Consider the following 19204-nt stretch of genomic DNA (forward strand, 5'->3'; position numbering starts at 1 on the left):
CAACTATCTGAAAATCAATTAAAACAATAGTTTTTAGAAATTTTAAACATAAAAAAAGCCTATCATTTTGATAGGCTCATTATTAAAATGGAAGGGTTAATTTATTTATTCCTGTACAGGAAGTATGCTGATCTTCTGTTATTGTCTTAGTAAATCTGTCAGTATCTGATACCCCAAAAGATATTTCATAAATAGTATACTATATTCCGGAACAGATCCGCTGCTTTCATTTATATACTCATCTTATATTCCTCTATTTTACGGTAGAGCGTGGCAATGCCGATTCCCATTAAACGGGCAGCTTCAGCTTTATTTCCCTGTGTATGGAGTAATACCTTTTGGATATGTGCCTTCTCCGCCAATGCCATAGAGAAAGGCGATTGATACTGCGATTCTCTGTCTATTCTATTAAATTCATCTGGCAGACATGTCATATCCAGTACATTTCCATCGGATACGATCACACTCCGTTCGATAATATTTTTCAATTCTCTGATATTCCCTTTCCAGGAATAGTTTTTAAGCGCATTTAAGTAATCCGGTGTACATGTCACTGAACTAAGATTTGCTTTAAGGGCATATATCTGCATGTAATACTGCGCCAGTAATTCAACATCCTCTTGTCGCTCCCTCAAAGGAGGCAATGTGATCGTAAATACGGATAACCGATAGTAAAGATCACTTCGGAAATGCTCTTTTGCTATCTCTTCTTCCAGATTGCGGTTAGTAGCAGCCAATATGCGTACATCCACACGTGTAGCTTTCGTATCCCCGACTTTAAGAAATTCACCAGACTCCAGCACACGCAATAACTTAGCCTGTAAATCTATTGACATCTCTCCTATTTCGTCCAGAAATATAGTACCGGTATTTGCTTCTTCAAATAAACCCTTTTTATCTTTACTGGCTCCGGTAAAGGCTCCTTCTCTGTGACCAAACAGCTCACTTTCCAGAATTTCTCTTCCGAATGCAGAACAGTTAATAGCCACAAAAGGCTTGCTCTTCCGGTTGCTTTCATAATGGATGGCCTGCGCAAAGACTTCCTTTCCCGTACCGGTCTCCCCCAGCAGTAAAACCGTCGTGTCCATAGGAGCGACTTTCTTTCCTAAAGCCACAGCCTGTAAAACAGCTTTTGACTTGCCGATAATACTTTCAAAAGAATACTTTTTCTCAATCTTAAGCTCCAGTTGATGGACACGTTTTGCCAGAGAAGCCTTATCATATGCCTTATTCAGCAACGGAATGATCCGGTGATTATCATCCCCTTTGGTAATATAATCAAATGCACCGTTTTTGATAGCTTTCACACCATCCGGAATATTACCATAGGCCGTTAGCAGAATTACCTCTGCAAAAGGCTGCAGTGTTTTGATTTGCGGAATAAAACTTACGCCATCCCCATCCGGCAATTTGACATCACAAAGCACCACATCATAATCCGATTTATTCAATTGCCTGAGTGCTGCCTTGAGACTATCCGCTTCCGTCACCTCGTAGCCTTCACCTTCAAGACCTATTATGCGGGCAAGAAGGGTCCGTAGTTTATGCTCATCATCGATTAACAGTACTCGTTTCACAGTTCTATAAATATAAATTTCCTGATATCCCTAATTTAAATAATTCCGTACAGCGACCCTCCCTTTTCACCCAATACATCGACTCTGCGCTCGACTGCTTCATCTTTGATCAGTGCAGGAGCATGATGAGGTTTACTGCGTGCATCAATAATAAACGGACCTTCACATCCCCAATGTTTAAATCTGGTAAAACTCCGGATACCGTAAATATCATAGGCAGGATTACTTCTTGTGAAAGTCACCCATACAAAGTTATTGACGGTCTCTGCTGCAAAGCCGGCATCATCTGTCAATACGATCATTGGTATTCCAGTCCAATCCAGATGAGCCACCTGATTACACCATTCTTCAATGACGGACTGTTCCTGTTCATAATTCGTAAATGCACTGCCTTCGACCATCAGTACTCCCGGTATCGCCATACGTGCATGTTGAAAAGGTCTTGCCAGCTCAAATCCGGCCGGGAGCTCCGTTGCCAGCGTTCTTTTCTGTGTTCCTGCAGCAGCAAATACCACTTTAGATCCGGCATTCAGTCCGTCTCCGGAATAATCCAGGGTATCAATTGTCGTATTTGTCTGAAAATGAATATCACGTGTCAGATCTATACGCTCTAATATATGTCTGAAAAACTGCGGGATATTATGGATATCCAGTTTAGGATTATCTTCATAAGCAGAAATAAAAAGATATTTAGCAAGACTCAATTGATTCTTTCCCAGGATCTGATTAGCAATAGTAAGGATTTCCTGGGGACGATCCACTTGTTGGTAAGGAGTATACCGTTCTGAACCAATGGCGAACAACAAAGGATGCACCCCTGCCGGATCAACCGCATTCACCGCATGTAATCCATTGATTTCCTGCGGAATTGCAGAACCTGTGATTTCATGTATTAAAGCTCCGAAACTTGTATCTTCCTGAGGAGGTCGCCCTACCACAGTAAACGACCATATCGGATCTTTTTTGTGGTACACATTGTGTACCCGCATCAACGGAAAAGGGTGTGTAAGACTATAATAACCGATGTGATCCCCAAACGGACCTTCCGGTTTATTTTCATTAGGATATACAGTTCCGGTGATCACAAAGTCTGCATCTGCAGAAATACAAAAACCTTCCTCATCATAGAAGTATCTAAATCTTCTGTTACCCAGGGCACCTGCAAAGATCATTTCAGACAAGCCTTCGGGTAGTGGCATGACAGCAGATAACGGGTGAGACGGAGGTCCGCCAACAAAAATACTCACTTTCAAAGGTATCCCAAGTTCATTTGCCTTAGTCTGATGTACTCCTATTCCTCTGTGCAACTGATAATGCAATCCAATCTCCCGGTTCGGTACATACTCATTACCGGATAATTGTATGCGATACATGCCCAGATTAGCATTCATAATACCAGGTTTGCTTACATCTTCGGTATATACCTGAGGCATCGTGACGAATGCACCTCCATCCATTGGCCAGTTTACAATTTGTGGCAATTTGCTGATCTGCGTTTTACCATACAGAATCGGAGCTCCGCTCTTTCGTTTCCACGGCAGAGCGCCCAGAGCGGTCATGGAAGATCCTACATATTGAAAAGGATTTTTAAGTACAGCAGCAGGATTCATTTTGACATCCACAAGTTTTTTCAGATGATCCAAAGAATCCCGAAACATAAATTTTGAACGCTCCAGCGTACCGAAAAGATTGGAAACGGCAGGAAATTCAGAACCCTTAATACGTTCAAAAAATAAAGCCGGCCCTTCCTTGTCAAACACACGCATGTGTATAGCTGCCATCTCCAGATGAGGATCAACTTCTTCTTTTATTCGTATCAGGTGGCCATTTCTTTCCAGATCCAGCACGCATTCCGCTAAACTTTTATATCCCATAACTGTCGTATCTTGAAGATTACAAAAATAACAGAATATACCAAGTAAAGGCTTATTTTGACAGAATTATCAAAATAACAGTAACAGATTAACAATCCTGTTCAATCGCCTGTTCCAGTGGAGTGAGTTCCATGGGCATCAATTGCTGCCATTGCTGATTATCAACAATATCTTCATAACGGATAACCTGTCTGAATTCCTCAAAATCTTCACCGTTAATGTCATATAATTTTGTAAATATCGCTTTGACCAGGGGCTTGGGAAGGATAAGAGTTCGGGGAGGAGCCTGATCCGGACTAAAACGGGCATAAAGATTAAAAAAGTCACGGAAGCTCACAACAGAAGGCCCTCCCAGTTCGATTACCTTATCTGTAAATACATCCATTTTCAGCATTTTTTGTAACCAACGGATCACATCTAAAGCTGCAATGGGCTGAAAACGGATTTTAGCAATCCGGCCAACATAAGCAACTATTTTTTGCTGCTCCAGAACTTTGAATATATTATCCAACATAGACCCCAATCCTACCGCACAGTTATTCAAGACAATAGTATATTGTATCTGTTGTGCATTGAAAAGATCTATTATAGGACGAAGATGTTTTTTGTCCATCAGACGTGCGACATAGGTAATACGCCAGCAGCTCTGTCTTCTTACCAGTTCGATAAAATTACGCAAAGCTACCATTTCCAGCTTGATATGAACAGGATCATTAAGGGTTGGTACCTGAGCAAAATAAATTGCAGCATCCAGATGCCTGATCTGAAAATGATCGTAATCCCCCGTTCTGCGTATCAGATCTACAGGGTACAACTGCGCCGTCACCGGCTCAGAAGTTCGGGAATAAAAGAGTTCCGTATTACGGGTTATGGCTGTCACATGCAGCTCTTGGTTAGCAAGATGTGCAGCAGCTCTCTTTCCCAGATAATTGTTCAATCCGCATATCAGCACTTCTTTCATTCCGATTTGAATTTGTTTAGTAGAATGTTCCTCAATCAGTTTTTGTTAAAGAAGGAACATCCGTAGGCTATTTATGTTTAGGAAAACTTTAAATGTTACAAAACTTCTTTAAAAACTACCCGTTCAAAAAATGTCCGAATATTGTCAATTATAGCATAATTGAACTAAAACTAACCTATATAACCTAATAAATAACGTATATTTGCAGTTATTTAGAAAGATTCAACATAACAGTTGATGCGTTTAAGAAAAGTTTTATGGAAAGTAAAGTGACTCTTATTTGGTTTAGAAACGACCTTCGTTTTCATGACAATGAGATTCTTTTTGAAACAGTCAGTAAAAGTCCTATTATTATTCCTGTTTATTGCTTTGATCCCCGTTATTTTTCCAAAAAATCAAGTGGTCATCGAAAGACAGGGGTTCACAGAGCACGTTTTATTCTGGATTCTGTAAGAGAGTTGAAAGAAAAATTTGCTGCGATGGGTTGTGATTTAATGAGCTTTGTCGGCTATCCTGAAGAAATCATCCCCAGACTCGCTGCCAAATATGAAGTCAATGAAGTTTTTCACCATAGGGAGGTCGCATCACGCGAAACTATAATTTCTGAAAACGTAGAAACTGCACTCTGGAAACTTAAAATCAATCTAAAACATTTTATCGGACATACCTTATACCACAAAGAAGACCTTCCTTTTCCTATCCGTGATATCCCGAATGATTTCATGGTATTCAAAAAGAAAATAGAAAGAGAAAGCACCGTAAGACAACCCTTCCCTACTCCGGAATTGATGGTCACACATCCTCATCTGGAGAAAACAACTATACCGACGCTGGAAGAGCTTGGCTATACGGACGAGGAAATACAAGCTGCAAATAATAACCCTATTCATCTGCGCGGTGGTGAAGATGAAGCCCTTAAGAAAGTTGAAGAAGTATTATCGGGACAATTCAATGAGCAGCTGGACTATATGATGCTTTCGCCTTACATTGCAGCCGGCGCATTATCACCAATCTATCTTTATCATAAAATAAAAGAGGCCAAACTTGTTCTGAATAAAAAAAGGACAGAAAAATTAACTGCACAGCTGCTATGGAGAGATTATTTCCGTTTTATGCTTAAAAAATACCCAAATGTGTTCTTTAAGAAAAACGGGACAGGCAAGAACGAATATTCAAATGCCGATACCAATCCGGAAGATCTGAAAAAGTGGCAATCCGGACAGACGGGCTATGAATTTATCGATAAGGCTATGCAATTCCTGTCTCAGACGGGCAATCTGCCCTCAGACCTTAAAAAAATAGTAAGCCTGTTTTTTGTCCAGGAATATCAGGGAGACTGGAGAAAAGGCGCTTCCTATTTTGAAGATATGCTGATAGACTATGCTCCTGCTACCACATACGGATATTGGGCGCATTATGCAGGCGTGGGAACAAGTATTAAAAACAATACTCCGGCATCCTGGGAAGTACAAATGAAGAATAGTTATCCGAACGGGTTGGAAATACCATTCTTCGATCAAAATATTGTGGCTTAAATAAATAACCAAACAGCTCTAAAAGCTAAAACCGACATATTTGAAAAGTATTTGACCTGAGCAATACGGTTTTTCCAAAACATGCGTTGAAAAGGTCAATACTCTCATTATGAACTTTAAAAACATACTATTTTCTGACAAATGATTAGCCAAAACTCTTTTATAATTCCTAACTTTGGCGAAATAATACTTTTACGTTTCTAAATGGACAATTTAACATATTTGAGCAACGCCGATTCAAGCTATATTGACGGTCTGTACCAAGCTTATAAACAAGATCCGCAATCTGTTGATTTCGGGTGGCAAAAGTTTTTTGAAGGATTTGATTTTGGATTGACAGAAGAAAAAGGTGCTATCTCAGGAGAAGCAGGTGCTGCACCGGAACATTTCTTAAAAGAAATCAATGTATTGAACATGATCAACGGATACAGAGATCGTGGTCACCTGTTTACCGAAACTAACCCTGTCCGTGAACGTCGTAAATATTTTCCAGGTAAAGAATTAGAAACATTCGGTCTCTCAGAGGCTGATATGGATACAGTATTCAATGCCGGTGTTGAAGTAGGTTTAGGACCTGCCAAACTTAGAGATATCCGCCAACTGATCGAAGACACCTACTGTCGCTCTATCGGTGCGGAATTTCGTTATATCCGTAACCCGGAGAAAATCAAATTTCTTCAGGACAAAATGGAAGTGGAACGCAGCACACCAAACTTCTCATTGGATAAGAAGAAACGTATCCTGAAAAAGTTAAATGAAGCTGTAATTTTTGAGAACTTCCTGGGCACCAAATTCTTGGGTCAGAAACGCTTTTCTCTTGAAGGAGCAGAAAGTCTGATCCCGGCACTGGATTCTATTATTGAAAAAGGTTCTGAAATCGGAATACAGGAATTTGTATTGGGTATGGCTCACCGTGGCCGTCTGAATGTACTTGCCAATATCATGGGTAAATCGTACAAAACGATCTTCTCTGAATTCGAAGGTAAGATGCTGGAAGAAGATCCTGAAATCCACTTCGGAGGTGACGTAAAATATCACCTGGGATTCTCCTCAGATGTAAAAACTGATGATGGTAAATCTGTACACTTAAGTCTTGCTCCTAATCCTTCTCACTTAGAAACAGTAGATGCGATCATCGAAGGTATGGTACGCTCTAAGATCGACATGAAATATGAAGGTGATTCATCTAAGATCGCTCCGATTATGATTCATGGAGATGCAGCTGTAGCGGGACAAGGTATCGTATACGAAGTCATCCAGATGTCCAAACTGGATGGTTACAAAACCGGAGGAACGATTCATATTGTCATTAACAACCAGGTAGGTTTTACCACCAACTTTAAAGATGCACGTTCATCGACATACTGTACAGATATTGCTAAAGTAACCTTATCTCCTGTTTTCCATGTGAACGGAGATGATGTAGAAGCATTAGTATACGCTATCAACCTGGCAGTAGAGTATCGCCAAAAATATAAAACAGATGTATTTATAGATCTGTTGTGCTACAGAAGATTCGGTCACAACGAAGCTGATGAGCCTAAATTTACACAACCCCTGCTTTATAAAGCGATAGAAAAACACGCTAATCCGCGTGAGATCTATGCGCAAAAATTATTAGATCAGGGCAGTGTTGATGCCAATCTGGCAAAAGAAATGGAAAAAGAATTCCGCAGCCTGTTACAGAGTCGTCTGGATGAAGCTAAGGGATCTCAAAAATTAAATGACGAAACACCTATGTTCTCAGGAGCATGGAAAGGACTTCGTCAGGCAAAAGCCAATGACATCTTCAAAGTTGCAAATACAAAAGTAGACAAGAAGAAATTCCTGGAGCTAGCCAAACAAATCAGTACACTTCCATCGGATAAAAAATTCTTCCGCAAGATCACTAAAGTGTTTGAAGATCGTTTGAAAATGATTGAAAACAACAATTATGATTGGGCAATGGGCGAACTAATGGCTTATGCAACTCTTCTTAATGAAGGAAACCGTGTTCGTATTTCGGGTCAGGACGTACAACGTGGTACATTCTCACACCGTCATGCGGTAGTGACACTGGAAGATTCAGAAGAAAAATATGTGCCTTTAGCCAATATTGAAGGCGGAGACAAATTCAATATTTACAATTCGCACCTTTCAGAATACGGGGTATTAGGTTTTGAATACGGATATGCTTCCGTCAATCCACATTCACTGACTATCTGGGAAGCACAATTTGGTGACTTTGCAAATGGTGCTCAGATTATCTTTGACCAGTATATTTCCAGTGCAGAGACAAAATGGAGACGCTCTAACGGTCTTATTATGTTATTGCCTCACGGTTATGAAGGACAAGGCCCTGAACACTCTTCAGCACGTATAGAGCGTTACCTGGAGCTGTGTGCCAATAACAATATCATTGTGGCTAACTGTACAACCCCTGCTAATTACTTCCACCTGTTGCGTCGTCAGTTACACAGAGACTTCCGCAAACCATTGGTAGAAGCTACCCCTAAAAGTCTGCTTCGTCATCCGAAAGCGGTGTCAACATTAGAAGATTTTACGGAGAAAGCTTTTCAGGAAATAATTGACGATCCGAATGTAACAGCGAAATCTGTAAAACGTGTTATCCTTTGTTCTGGTAAAATCTACTACGAATTATTGGAAAAACAAGAGGCAGACAAACGAAATGACGTAGCGATTGTTAGAGTAGAACAACTCTTCCCTGTAGCCTTCGATCAGATCGCTGCATTGCGTAAGAAATATGCAAAAGCAGAATTTATCTGGGTACAGGAAGAAAACGAAAATATGGGAGCATGGCCATTCTATTTGCGTAAATTCAATGGTTCAGATCTGAACTTGACTGTTATCGCAAGAGAAGAGAGCGGAAGTACAGCAACAGGCTATATGAAACAACACGCTGCCCAACAAGCTTCCATTATTAATAAAGCATTCGAATTAAAAAAATAAAACATAAAACTGCAGCTGATGTTATCATCAGCTGTTGTTCACAAAAAGAGATTATATGAGCTTAGAAATCAAAGTACCAGCCGTAGGTGAATCGATTACGGAAGTAACCTTAGCACAATGGTTGAAACAAGATGGCGATTATGTAGAAATGGATGAAAACATCGCCGAATTGGAATCTGATAAAGCAACATTCGAATTACCTGCAGAAAAAGCCGGTATCTTGAAAATTATTGCACAAGAAGGAGATACTTTAGAAATTGGTGCTGTAGTATGTACAATCGAGGAAGGATCTGCTCCTGCCGGTGGTGGTGCTGCCCCTAAAGCAGAAGAAACCAAGGCTGCTGCACAACCTGCTGCATCTACACCTGCGCCAGCGGCTGCAGACGATGAAGATCAAAATTCATATGCTGCAGGTACAGCGTCTCCTGCTGCTGCTAAAATATTAAGAGAAAAAGGAATTGATCCTGCCGCTGTAAAAGGTACAGGAAAAGATGGACGTATCACAAAAGAAGACGCTGAAAAAGCGCAGGCTGGTGCTAAACCTGCAGCAGCTCAACCAGCAACTTCAGCTCCTGCTGTTACACCAGCTCCTGCAGTTGCCGGTGCACGCAACGAGCGTCGTGAGAAAATGACTTCTCTACGTAAAACCATTGCTAAACGTCTGGTAGCAGTGAAAAACGAGACAGCTATGTTAACGACATTCAATGAAGTTAACATGCAGCCGATCATGGATCTTCGTGCTAAATACAAAGATACATTCAAAGAAAAACACGGTGTTGGACTTGGGTTCATGTCATTCTTCACAAAAGCAGTTACAACAGCGCTAAAAGAGTGGCCAGCAGTCAATGCCCGTATTGAAGAAAACGAATTGGTATACTCTGACTTTGCAGATATCTCTATAGCTGTATCCGCACCAAAAGGATTAGTAGTACCTATCATCCGTAATGCGGAATCTCTTTCACTACATGAAATCGAGAAAAAAATCGGAGAACTAGCAGGTAAAGCCCGCGACAACAAGTTGACTATTGAAGAAATGACAGGTGGTACATTTACCATTACAAATGGTGGTGTATTCGGATCTATGATGTCTACTCCTATCATCAATGCTCCTCAGTCTGCAATTCTGGGAATGCACAATATCATCCAACGCCCTGTTGCAGAAAACGGTCAGGTTGTGATCCGTCCGATGATGTATATTGCATTATCATATGATCACCGTATTATTGACGGACGTGAGTCTGTTAGCTTCCTGGTACGTGTAAAACAATTACTGGAAGATCCTGCAAGACTACTATTAGAAGTATAGTTCTTTTAGTTATATTTCAAAAACAATACAACAAACAGGCTATACTAACACTATAGCCTGTTTCTGTTTCCTCGTATCTTATTTGCCCAAATCTCTGTACTAATGGTTAGAAGATTCATCACGTTACTCCCTATATTACTGTTTTATTTAAATTCTTATAGCCAGGATCTCGGTTTTCAGATAGACTTTCTCGGCTACGCTGACAACAGAGAATTTAAAATCCCGTACACCGAACCTAAAACCATATTCGGAACCCGTATATCTCCTGAACTTTACTTCAGGCTGGGAGACAACCATACCGTACATGGAGGAGTACATGTCGCTCAGGAATTCGGAGAGAAAGAGCATAACAACCCTATGGTAAGACCCATCATTTATTACAATTACAGAAATGAAAATTTTGATTTCTCCATAGGACATATTCCACGTTATGATCTGATGAAAAATACGCCACGTGCTATTCTCAATGACACTCTTATCTACTTCAGACCCAATATTGAAGGGATGATGCTCGCATACAGAAACGATCATTTTCAGCAAAGACTATTTATAGACTGGACCAGCAAACAATCTGATAAATACAGGGAACGTTTTCTGGTCGGAATGAACGGAAAGGTAAGAGTTAGTGATTTTTATTTTTCGGATGATCTCATTCTATGGCATAATGCTCTTTCTGCAAACGGCAATATAGAAGAGCATATTCAGGATAATGGGGTAGGGATATTTAAACTAGGAAGCGATCTGAGTAATCACACCCCGCTGGACTCCCTTACTATAGATGCCGGAATACTCGTCGGAATAGACCGGGTAAGATCCAAATATGAATTCAGATTTCAGAAAGGCTTTACATCCACTATTTATATGGCTTACAAGAGATTTTCATTAGAGAACACCTTCTATAAAGGAGACAGTCAAAATACACCTTATGCGGACAGTCATTACAGATACAGTACATATGACCGGCTTGATGTTGGCTGGACTCCTTTTCATTCCACCAATATTCAGGGAACACTCAAACTGGCTTTACATTTTACGCCAGGGCATATAGAAAATCAGCAAATGTTTACTCTACGTTATCTTTTGAACAGAGCAATACTGTAATAAGGATTAATAATATTGGTCCTACTACTTTTTATACGTCAGCTTATTCCCGATCATACGATTGTTGTACTGCTGAATAAAGGCTTTCATTTTGGTTTCCATCGTATCCAGAACTGCAGGATGTTGCTTCAGCAGATCAGTTTTCATAAACCGGTCCTCTTTCAAATTAAATAACGTAAGCGGGCCTTTGCCATCATAGGTCATAAAATAATCCTTGTAATAGAAATTAAAAGATCCTGAGTTATTATTCACAACAAAGTTGTCATGCTGTTGTTCAGCAAACCCGTTAAAACCAAATGAAAAATAAGGTTTATCATAATGAAGGTAGCTGAGTACCGTTGGCATAATATCCGTTTGCTGAATCAACTTTGAAGACCTGCCTTTGAGATCTCCTCCGGGATAATAGAATATAATTGGAATCGCATATGCATTGGGCAGTGTTTTATATTCCGGAAGGTAACTTACGGTAGCATGATCCGCACAGATTACAAATAGCGTATTTTTATACCACGGCATCTTTGAAGCTGTAGCAAAAAACTCTTTCAAGGCATGATCTGTATATCCTACAGGCTCTTGTACTTCTAACGGTCCTTTCGGAAAAACACCCTTATATTTCTCGGGCACCTTAAAAGGATGATGGGAGGACAAAGAAAAGAAACTGGCAAAAAAAGGCTGTTTGAATGTATTGATCTTATTAGCCATAAACTGCATGAACGGCTCATCCCAAATCCCCCATATACCGTCAAAATCAGAATCATTATTATATTCGTTCTTACCGAAATAATTTTTGATTCCTGCCAGTCTGGTATAGGCTGAAAAACCCATGCTTCCATTTGGAGCACCATGAAAAAATGCAGTTTCATACCCCTTGTCACCCAGCAATTTTGCAATACTTGTGGTTTCATTACCAGAGTAGATAGAGAGTACGAAAGGCTCTCCTACCGAAGGAATACCTGTAATCACAGAAGGCAAAGCATCTATAGATTTGCGCCCGTTTGCATAAGAATGATCAAATGTGTAAGCCTGTCCGATCAGGGAGTCCAGGAAGGGTGTATAACCTTTGTACTGACCATTCTGAATATCTTTATTCAAGGCACCAATATGTTCCTTTGCATAGCTCTCCAAAATCAGAAATACCACATTAAGTTTACGGAATGAAGCCGTATCCACGGGCTGATGAATAGTTGGGTAAACCTTCTCCAGTTCCAACTCTTCAAAGTAATGAACAGGCTTCAGATTGACGGCCTTAAGTGTTTTCAATATAGAAAAAGGCGTATTCAGCACAATATTCATCTCCTCCGGCACTTTGACATAATCGCCGGCATTACTCAGGGTAATAGGCCGTGTACTATGCGCCCAGCCCCCACGTACTCCTCCAATAAACAGAAAGACATAAAATAACATCAATATAAGATGAATACCTGCTGTTTTCCAACTGAACACATTAGGCTTTACAACCTTGATAAGATCATATGTCTTTGCCAAAAGATAAACCAATCCGGCAAATAATAAAACCAGATACCAGTAGCCCAGCAAAAAATCAAAAGTAAGTTTCAGCAGATTATTTTCATTGGCAAACTGATCAATTACAGTCCCTGTAGTCCTCTTTAATGTAAAAGGATAATAGGCATAATCGATCAGGTTAAGCGCTATACCTATACTGTTTGTAATGACAAATATCCACTTCGCTATCCGCTGATAAGTGTTGTTGTACTTAAAAGGAACAGGAATTATATAGAGTAAAATATAAAGGATATTGAGATAAAGCAAAGCAGCAACATCAAACTTGACACCGCCTTTCATCATGATAAAAAGTTCCCCTGCACTTACATTAGGAAACAAACCAATATTAAGCCAGTAAAAACCAATCCGCAATAATGCATAAATAAATAAAAGCAGTAAAAAACGAAACGCTATAGCTATAAAAGGAGCCACAGGATGCTTTAATGTCAATACTTTCATAACTAATACTTCAAAAATTCATCGTATACCTTTTGGTAGTACGCTTTAGCTATATTTAATAAACTATCATTTTTGGCAACAGGATAAGCTCTGTTTTGATTGTAATTGATGATTTTACCGATGTTGTCAAAACTTAAGGCCTGCTCCGGAGTGATTACCCCAAAGGCATCCTTAGAATTATAAAACGCAATTTGCGGTGTAGTCTTATTAAATAAATCCCTGCTCCAGTGATAGCGGTGAGAAGAGATCCCCATCTGCTGCAATAAAGTCGCCACAAGATCAGTCTGATTACCAATACGGGAGTAAACTTTACCCCTGTATTCTGGTTTTATAACATCTCCAAAAAATAATAATGGGATATGAAAACGGTTAGGATGCGACAAATCCCATTTCTCCGACGGCAAACGGTGTCCGTGATCTGCGATCACCACAAAAAGTGTGTTCTTGTACCACTCTTTCTGTTTAGCCTTGGAAATAAAATCGTACATCACCGAATCTGTATAGTATGCCGTGCTTCTGAATTTATCTGCATTTGTCTTATTGCCAAATTTATAACCATTCTTCAGCTCAAACGGTTCATGATTGATCAGTGTAAAGATCGTTGAAAAGAAAGGTCTCTTTTCCTTATCAAAATCTGACAGCATCCGTTTGAACACCTCATGATCATACGCTCCCCAGGACGCACGGTCAACATGATTATCAAAATTGGCATTATCTACAATCTTAGCAATGCCATGCATATACATATAAGATTTAAAATTATAAAACTCACTCTGACCTCCGTGATAGAAAGAAGTATGATAACCTGCAGAATCCAGTTCCTGACCTATAGCCGGCATATTCTCATGCTTATCTATATATTTAATAATGCTTTCAGGTCCCTGAGCCGGAAAAGCACTCAGCGTACCCACCATACCCTTATCGGACCGATCTGAAGCTGAATAGATGTGATCAAAGAATACACCTTCGCGGATAAGTTTTTCGAAATTCGGAGAAATACCCTTTTCGCCACCCATAGAAGCAACCAGATCACCAACGTAGCCTTCCAAAAGAATAAGCACGACATTGGGTCTCTTATTGGTCAGTATTTCCACAGTAGAATCCGGATTTGCCGTAAAAGCAGGTTTCAAGGTTTCAGCCAAAGAAGTCTTGTCCGGATAGAAGTTATACGGATTCTGCAGTTTAGTACTCCTTTTGAAATAATCCCGCAAAAGCGCCCATTGCGTATTGACTGCAGCATGATTGTAAAATGTTGTTTCCGAAAAATAAGCCTTACTCGAATTTAAAGTAGCACGTCCGTATCCACCACGGATAAACGTAAACAGGATAAAAATACAAACGGCAAATTTCAAAAAATTAGGGAGTACTTTCTTGAGGTTAAAGTAATGCACCTTACCCAGCATCCAGCGATACAATTTCCATCCTACAAAAATGAAAACAATCATCCCCAGAATAGGGACAAAAATAGGAGTAGATTCAGCAGAAGCAACTGCCCCTGACGGAGATGCCCAGAAAGCATCAATAGCTCTCCGTGAAATCTTATCTCCCCACTCTCTGTAAATATTAATATTGATAAAGGTCACTACCGCGTAGACCGTCAATATACTTACAGTGTAAATATCTATCCATCTTCTCGAAAAACGCACTTTAGGAAAAAACGAAAGTATGCTATAGAACAAAAACGGAAGCGCTACAATATAAGATACTGCAGAAAGATCTAATGAAAGTCCGTTATAGTAAATTCTGAAAATATCAGCGAAATGATTAAAGCCTATCTTCTCAAAAAAAGAGCAGATAAATAACAGGCGATCTACAAAAGTGATAAGGAGCCAAAACAAAAAATATTGAACCAGAGCCCTTACCTCATTAGTTATATCATTCATTGTTAACGTCAAATAAAAATAATGGTGCAAAAGTACACTAAATTCAGTGAGTTAATTCTGTATTAACAAAATATTATCAAAGTATGATGACTCTTTTACAAACTGATTCTTAAAATAAGTAAGGACAAATGCTTATTTTTGTATTCTTTTATTTTTTACTTACAAAAATGAGTATAGCGAAAACTTACAATCCTAAAGAAGCTGAAGAAAAATGGTACAGCTATTGGATGAATAACGGATTTTTCCGTTCGACTCCAGATGAACGTGAACCGTATACAATCGTAATGCCTCCTCCCAATGTTACCGGAGTTTTACACATGGGTCATATGTTGAATAATACGATTCAGGATGTGTTGATCCGTCGCGCACGTATGCAAGGTAAAAATGCATGCTGGGTACCGGGAACAGATCATGCATCTATTGCTACGGAAACTAAAGTCGTCGCTATGCTTAAAGAACAGGGTATTGATAAAAAATCAATCAGCAGAGAAGATTTTTTGAAATATGCCTGGGAATGGAAAGAAAAATATGGTGGCATCATCCTGAAGCAACTCGAAAAGCTGGGAGCATCATGCGATTGGGAACGTACTAAATTCACAATGGACCCTGAGCTTTCTGAAGCTGTATTGGACACCTTCATCAAATTCTATAAAGAAGGATATATCTATCGTGGGGTACGTATGGTCAACTGGGATCCTCAGGGAAAAACGGCGTTGTCTGACGAAGAGGTAATCCGTAAAGAGGTTAACCAAAAACTATACTATATACGCTATAAGGTAAAAGATTCAGACGAGTACGTAGTCATTGCGACCACACGCCCTGAAACGATCATGGCCGATTCAGCAATATGTATCAATCCCCATGACGAACGTTACCAGCATTTAAAAGGAAAAACAATACTCGTACCACTGGTAAACCGTGAGATACCCATCATCGAAGATGAATATGTAGATATGGAATTCGGTACAGGCTGTTTAAAAGTAACACCTGCACACGATCTTAATGACTATGAACTTGGACAAAAGCACAATCTTGAAGTAATAGATATCCTGAATGATGATGGTACGCTCAACGAAAAAGCAATTATCCTAATTGGTGAAGATCGCTTCATTGCCCGTAAAAAAGTAGCAAAACTACTGGAAGAGGTGGATCAGATCGAAAAAATAGATGATTATAAATCACAGGTCGGATTTTCAGAACGTACTGATGCTGCCATAGAACCTAAGCTATCTATGCAATGGTTCTGCAAAATGGATGAATTAGCTAAACCGGCATTAGACTATGTTATCAGTGGAGAAGTGAATCTTATACCGGACAAGTTTACAGCCAGCTACAAACACTGGATGGAGAATGTCAAAGACTGGTGTATCTCCCGTCAGTTGTGGTGGGGACAACGTATTCCTGCCTGGTATAACGACAAAAATGAATGGGTAGTTGCAAAAACAGAGGAAGAAGCCATTCAGGAATTTACAAATCAAGGTAAATCAGCAGCTGGTATACGCCAGGAAGATGATGTACTGGATACCTGGTTCTCTTCCGGTCTGTGGCCTATGTCCGTATTTGACGGTGTACGTAATCCTGAAAACGAAGATTTCAACTATTACTATCCGACCAATGATCTGGTAACTGCACCCGAGATTTTATTTTTCTGGGTAGCACGTATGATGATCATGGGGCATCATTATACGGGAAAAGCACCTTTCAAAAACGTATATCTGACCGGAATTGTACGCGACAAACTGGGCCGTAAAATGTCGAAATCACTGGGCAATTCCCCGGATCCTATCGAACTGATGGAACAATATGGCACTGACGGAGTACGTGTAGGGATGCTCCTGTCCTCTCCTGCCGGAAATGATCTGATGTTTGACGTGTCCTACTGTGAGCAAGGACGTAATTTTGCAAATAAGATCTGGAATGCATTCCGTCTGGTAAAAGGATGGGAAATCTCGAATGAACCCGCACCGGAAGCTGACAGAACTTCTGCGGCATGGTTTGATGCCAGATTCAATCAGGCACTGGTAGAAATCGAAGAACACTTTGCGAGTTACAGATTATCAGACGCCTTAATGGCGACATACAAACTCATCTGGGATGATTTCTGTGCATGGTACTTGGAATTAATCAAACCCGCTTACGGATCTCCGATTCCTGCTGAAACATTTGAAACTGTAAAAGCTTTCTTCCAGCGTGTATTAACACTGGCGCATCCGTTTATGCCATTCCTCACAGAAGAGCTATGGCATGACGAACTATTCGGCACACGTGAAGCTAACGACTGCTGTATCGTCGCAGAATACCCAAAAACGGAAGCTTTTGATGAAACACTTATCAAAGAATTCAACACCGTAAAACAAGTTATATCTGAGGTAAGAAATGTACGTAATACCAAGCAGATCTCTCCGAAAGTAGCTTTGCCACTGGCAATAAATGCAAATGATATCGATTTCAGGAAATACGAGGACAGCATTATCAAGCTGGCAAATATATCCGAACTGACATTTGTAAAAGAAAAGATCGCTGGTGCTGTCAGTTTTCTGGCAGGACGTGATGAGTGTTATATTGCAATGGAAAACAATATCGATGTGGATGCAGAGCGTGAACGTATCGGCAAAGAAATTGAATACCTTAAAGGTTTCCTGATCTCAGTAGACAAAAAACTCTCGAATGAACGTTTTGTCCAAAATGCAAAACCTGAAGTTGTTCAGAATGAACAAAATAAAAAGGATGATGCACAAACGAAAATCAAAATCCTGGAAGAAAGTCTCGCTAATCTAGGCTAATAATCTTCATACAGCATAATACAGAGGCTTCGTCACATGTGGACGAAGCCTCTTTTCGTTTATAAACATGGTATTTAAGCATTAAGTTCTTAAATTTAGGTTCACCTCTTATAAAAATGAAAAAGATCAGTATACTTAGTCTGCTTATTCTGGGAACCCTTTCCTGCGCCTCCATACATGTTGTACAAAAACTGCCGGATGGTTTTGTTTATATCCACAAACTGATTCCCAATATTCAGTACGACATTCGTTATGCAGGTGACCACAACTTTACAGGAAAAAAGATCAAAAGTTATAATAAAGAAGTAGCGATTCTTTCAAAGCCCGCAGCGCGGGCGCTGAAGAATGTTCAACGGGAACTGAACAGACAAGGTTTAGGCCTCAAGATATTCGATGCTTACCGTCCTCAGACAGCAGTAGATAATTTTAAAGAATGGGCACTGATTATAGAAGACACGCTGGCTAAGAAAGAATTCTATCCGGATATTGATAAAAAAGACCTCTTCCAATCAGGATATATCGCCGAAAAATCGGGACACAGCAGAGGCAGTACAGTAGACCTGACAATCATCTACAGTAAGAGTAAACTCGAACTGGATATGGGAAGTCCTTTTGACTATTTTGGAACAGCTTCCCATCATGACTATTCTGATCTTACAGGCAGACAGAAAGAAAATCGAAAAATTCTAAAAACAATAATGGAAAAATACGGTTTTAAATCTTACCAGAAAGAATGGTGGCATTATACTCTTAAAGACGAGCCTTATCCAAATGAATACTTCAACTTTCCGGTAGAATAGAGCAAACAGAAAAACGTATTTCGCTATGACGACACTAACGTACAGCATTGAAATCAATGCAACACCCGAAAAAATCTGGCAAACGCTTTGGGATGAAGAAAGCTACAAAGTCTGGACACATGTATTCAGCCAGGGAAGTTATTATAAGATTTCAGATTTTAAAGAAGGAAATACGATTCACTTTCTGACTCCGCGGGGAGATGGCATGTACAGCCTGATCAACAAACTTGACTATCCGGATTATATATCCTTTCAGCATCTTGGTGAGATAGTCAATTTTGAGGAAGTACCCAATCACGATCCGGAATGGGGAGAGTTATATGAAATATACGAACTTCATCCGGAAGGAAAAAAGACTATACTCCTAGTGAAAGTAGATACACTGACAGAATATAAAGAAAGTATGAACAAGACATTCCCTCTGGCGTTGCAGAAAGCTAAAGAAATAGCCGAACAGCCTTAATCATGAAGAG

General features: G+C 39.9%; 12 protein-coding genes. 7 read left to right on the forward strand and 5 right to left on the reverse strand.

Going from position 1 to position 19204, the window contains the following annotated elements:
* Nucleotides 1–230: 230 nt before the first annotated feature.
* The 3 genes from B4B65_RS20555 to B4B65_RS20565 form a co-directional block, all read right to left on the reverse strand.
* Nucleotides 231–1577 (reverse strand): sigma-54-dependent transcriptional regulator, encoded by a 1347-nt coding sequence (locus tag B4B65_RS20555; RefSeq protein ID WP_293918454.1) that lies wholly within the window; start codon nucleotides 1575–1577, stop codon nucleotides 231–233.
* 35 nt (nucleotides 1578–1612) lie between these two features.
* Nucleotides 1613–3451 (reverse strand): UbiD family decarboxylase, encoded by a 1839-nt coding sequence (locus B4B65_RS20560; protein WP_293918456.1) that lies wholly within the window; start codon nucleotides 3449–3451, stop codon nucleotides 1613–1615.
* An 88-nt stretch (nucleotides 3452–3539) separates the two neighbouring features.
* Nucleotides 3540–4412, reverse strand: coding sequence for a hypothetical protein (locus tag B4B65_RS20565; protein ID WP_201678251.1), 873 nt, complete (start codon nucleotides 4410–4412; stop codon nucleotides 3540–3542).
* Between the two features lie 257 nt (nucleotides 4413–4669).
* On the opposite strand from B4B65_RS20565, the gene B4B65_RS20570 reads away from it, so the two are divergent.
* The 4 genes from B4B65_RS20570 to B4B65_RS20585 all read left to right on the forward strand — a co-directional run bounded on the left by B4B65_RS20570 (nucleotide 4670) and on the right by B4B65_RS20585 (nucleotide 11303).
* Nucleotides 4670–5947 carry a deoxyribodipyrimidine photo-lyase gene (locus tag B4B65_RS20570; RefSeq protein ID WP_201678250.1) on the forward strand — a complete coding sequence of 426 codons (1278 nt, stop codon included), beginning with the start codon at nucleotides 4670–4672 and terminating at the stop codon, nucleotides 5945–5947.
* 204 nt (nucleotides 5948–6151) lie between these two features.
* Entirely contained in the window at nucleotides 6152–8896 is a 2745-nt protein-coding gene (locus B4B65_RS20575) for a 2-oxoglutarate dehydrogenase E1 component (RefSeq protein WP_201678249.1), read from the forward strand.
* 55 nt (nucleotides 8897–8951) lie between these two features.
* Entirely contained in the window at nucleotides 8952–10202 is a 1251-nt protein-coding gene (gene odhB, locus B4B65_RS20580) for a 2-oxoglutarate dehydrogenase complex dihydrolipoyllysine-residue succinyltransferase (RefSeq protein ID WP_293918459.1), read from the forward strand.
* A gap of 102 nt (nucleotides 10203–10304) precedes the next feature.
* A complete protein-coding gene (locus B4B65_RS20585) occupies nucleotides 10305–11303 on the forward strand; it encodes a hypothetical protein (RefSeq protein ID WP_293918461.1) in 999 nt (332 codons plus the stop codon).
* A 24-nt stretch (nucleotides 11304–11327) separates the two neighbouring features.
* Here the strand turns inward: B4B65_RS20585 and B4B65_RS20590 are convergent, their stop codons facing one another.
* Both B4B65_RS20590 and B4B65_RS20595 read right to left on the reverse strand, forming a co-directional pair.
* The gene (locus B4B65_RS20590; RefSeq protein WP_293918463.1) at nucleotides 11328–13265 is read right to left on the reverse strand and encodes an LTA synthase family protein; all 1938 of its coding nucleotides are present in this window, start codon (nucleotides 13263–13265) and stop codon (nucleotides 11328–11330) included.
* A 2-nt stretch (nucleotides 13266–13267) separates the two neighbouring features.
* On the reverse strand, nucleotides 13268–15148 hold the full coding sequence (locus B4B65_RS20595; RefSeq protein WP_293918465.1) for an LTA synthase family protein: 1881 nt from the start codon (nucleotides 15146–15148) through the stop codon (nucleotides 13268–13270).
* Between the two features lie 167 nt (nucleotides 15149–15315).
* Between B4B65_RS20595 and B4B65_RS20600 the strand changes: the two genes are divergently transcribed.
* The 3 genes from B4B65_RS20600 to B4B65_RS20610 all read left to right on the forward strand — a co-directional run bounded on the left by B4B65_RS20600 (nucleotide 15316) and on the right by B4B65_RS20610 (nucleotide 19194).
* A complete protein-coding gene (locus tag B4B65_RS20600; protein WP_201678244.1) occupies nucleotides 15316–17931 on the forward strand; it encodes a valine--tRNA ligase in 2616 nt (871 codons plus the stop codon).
* Between the two features lie 116 nt (nucleotides 17932–18047).
* Nucleotides 18048–18731, forward strand: coding sequence for a M15 family metallopeptidase (locus B4B65_RS20605; RefSeq protein WP_293918467.1), 684 nt, complete (start codon nucleotides 18048–18050; stop codon nucleotides 18729–18731).
* A gap of 25 nt (nucleotides 18732–18756) precedes the next feature.
* Complete coding sequence (locus B4B65_RS20610) at nucleotides 18757–19194, forward strand: SRPBCC family protein (protein ID WP_293918469.1); 438 nt, start codon at nucleotides 18757–18759, stop codon at nucleotides 19192–19194.
* Nucleotides 19195–19204 lie beyond the last annotated feature (10 nt).

It is taken from the genome of Sphingobacterium sp. UBA5789 (assembly GCF_002418355.1).
In the GTDB taxonomy this organism is placed as follows: domain Bacteria; phylum Bacteroidota; class Bacteroidia; order Sphingobacteriales; family Sphingobacteriaceae; genus Sphingobacterium.

Bases quoted from the DNA above. Each gene is read 5' to 3' on its own strand.
- B4B65_RS20595 (WP_293918465.1), bottom strand. From the start codon at position 15,148: ATGAATGATATAACTAATGAGGTAAGGGCTCTGGTTCAATATTTTTTG.
- B4B65_RS20605 (WP_293918467.1), top strand. From the start codon at position 18,048: ATGAAAAAGATCAGTATACTTAGTCTGCTTATTCTGGGAACCCTTTCC.
- B4B65_RS20585 (WP_293918461.1), top strand. From the start codon at position 10,305: ATGGTTAGAAGATTCATCACGTTACTCCCTATATTACTGTTTTATTTA.
- B4B65_RS20590 (WP_293918463.1), bottom strand. From the start codon at position 13,265: ATGAAAGTATTGACATTAAAGCATCCTGTGGCTCCTTTTATAGCTATA.
- B4B65_RS20575 (WP_201678249.1), top strand. From the start codon at position 6,152: ATGGACAATTTAACATATTTGAGCAACGCCGATTCAAGCTATATTGAC.
- B4B65_RS20565 (WP_201678251.1), bottom strand. From the start codon at position 4,412: ATGAAAGAAGTGCTGATATGCGGATTGAACAATTATCTGGGAAAGAGA.
- B4B65_RS20570 (WP_201678250.1), top strand. From the start codon at position 4,670: ATGGAAAGTAAAGTGACTCTTATTTGGTTTAGAAACGACCTTCGTTTT.
- B4B65_RS20560 (WP_293918456.1), bottom strand. From the start codon at position 3,451: ATGGGATATAAAAGTTTAGCGGAATGCGTGCTGGATCTGGAAAGAAAT.
- odhB (WP_293918459.1), top strand. From the start codon at position 8,952: ATGAGCTTAGAAATCAAAGTACCAGCCGTAGGTGAATCGATTACGGAA.
- B4B65_RS20600 (WP_201678244.1), top strand. From the start codon at position 15,316: ATGAGTATAGCGAAAACTTACAATCCTAAAGAAGCTGAAGAAAAATGG.
- B4B65_RS20610 (WP_293918469.1), top strand. From the start codon at position 18,757: ATGACGACACTAACGTACAGCATTGAAATCAATGCAACACCCGAAAAA.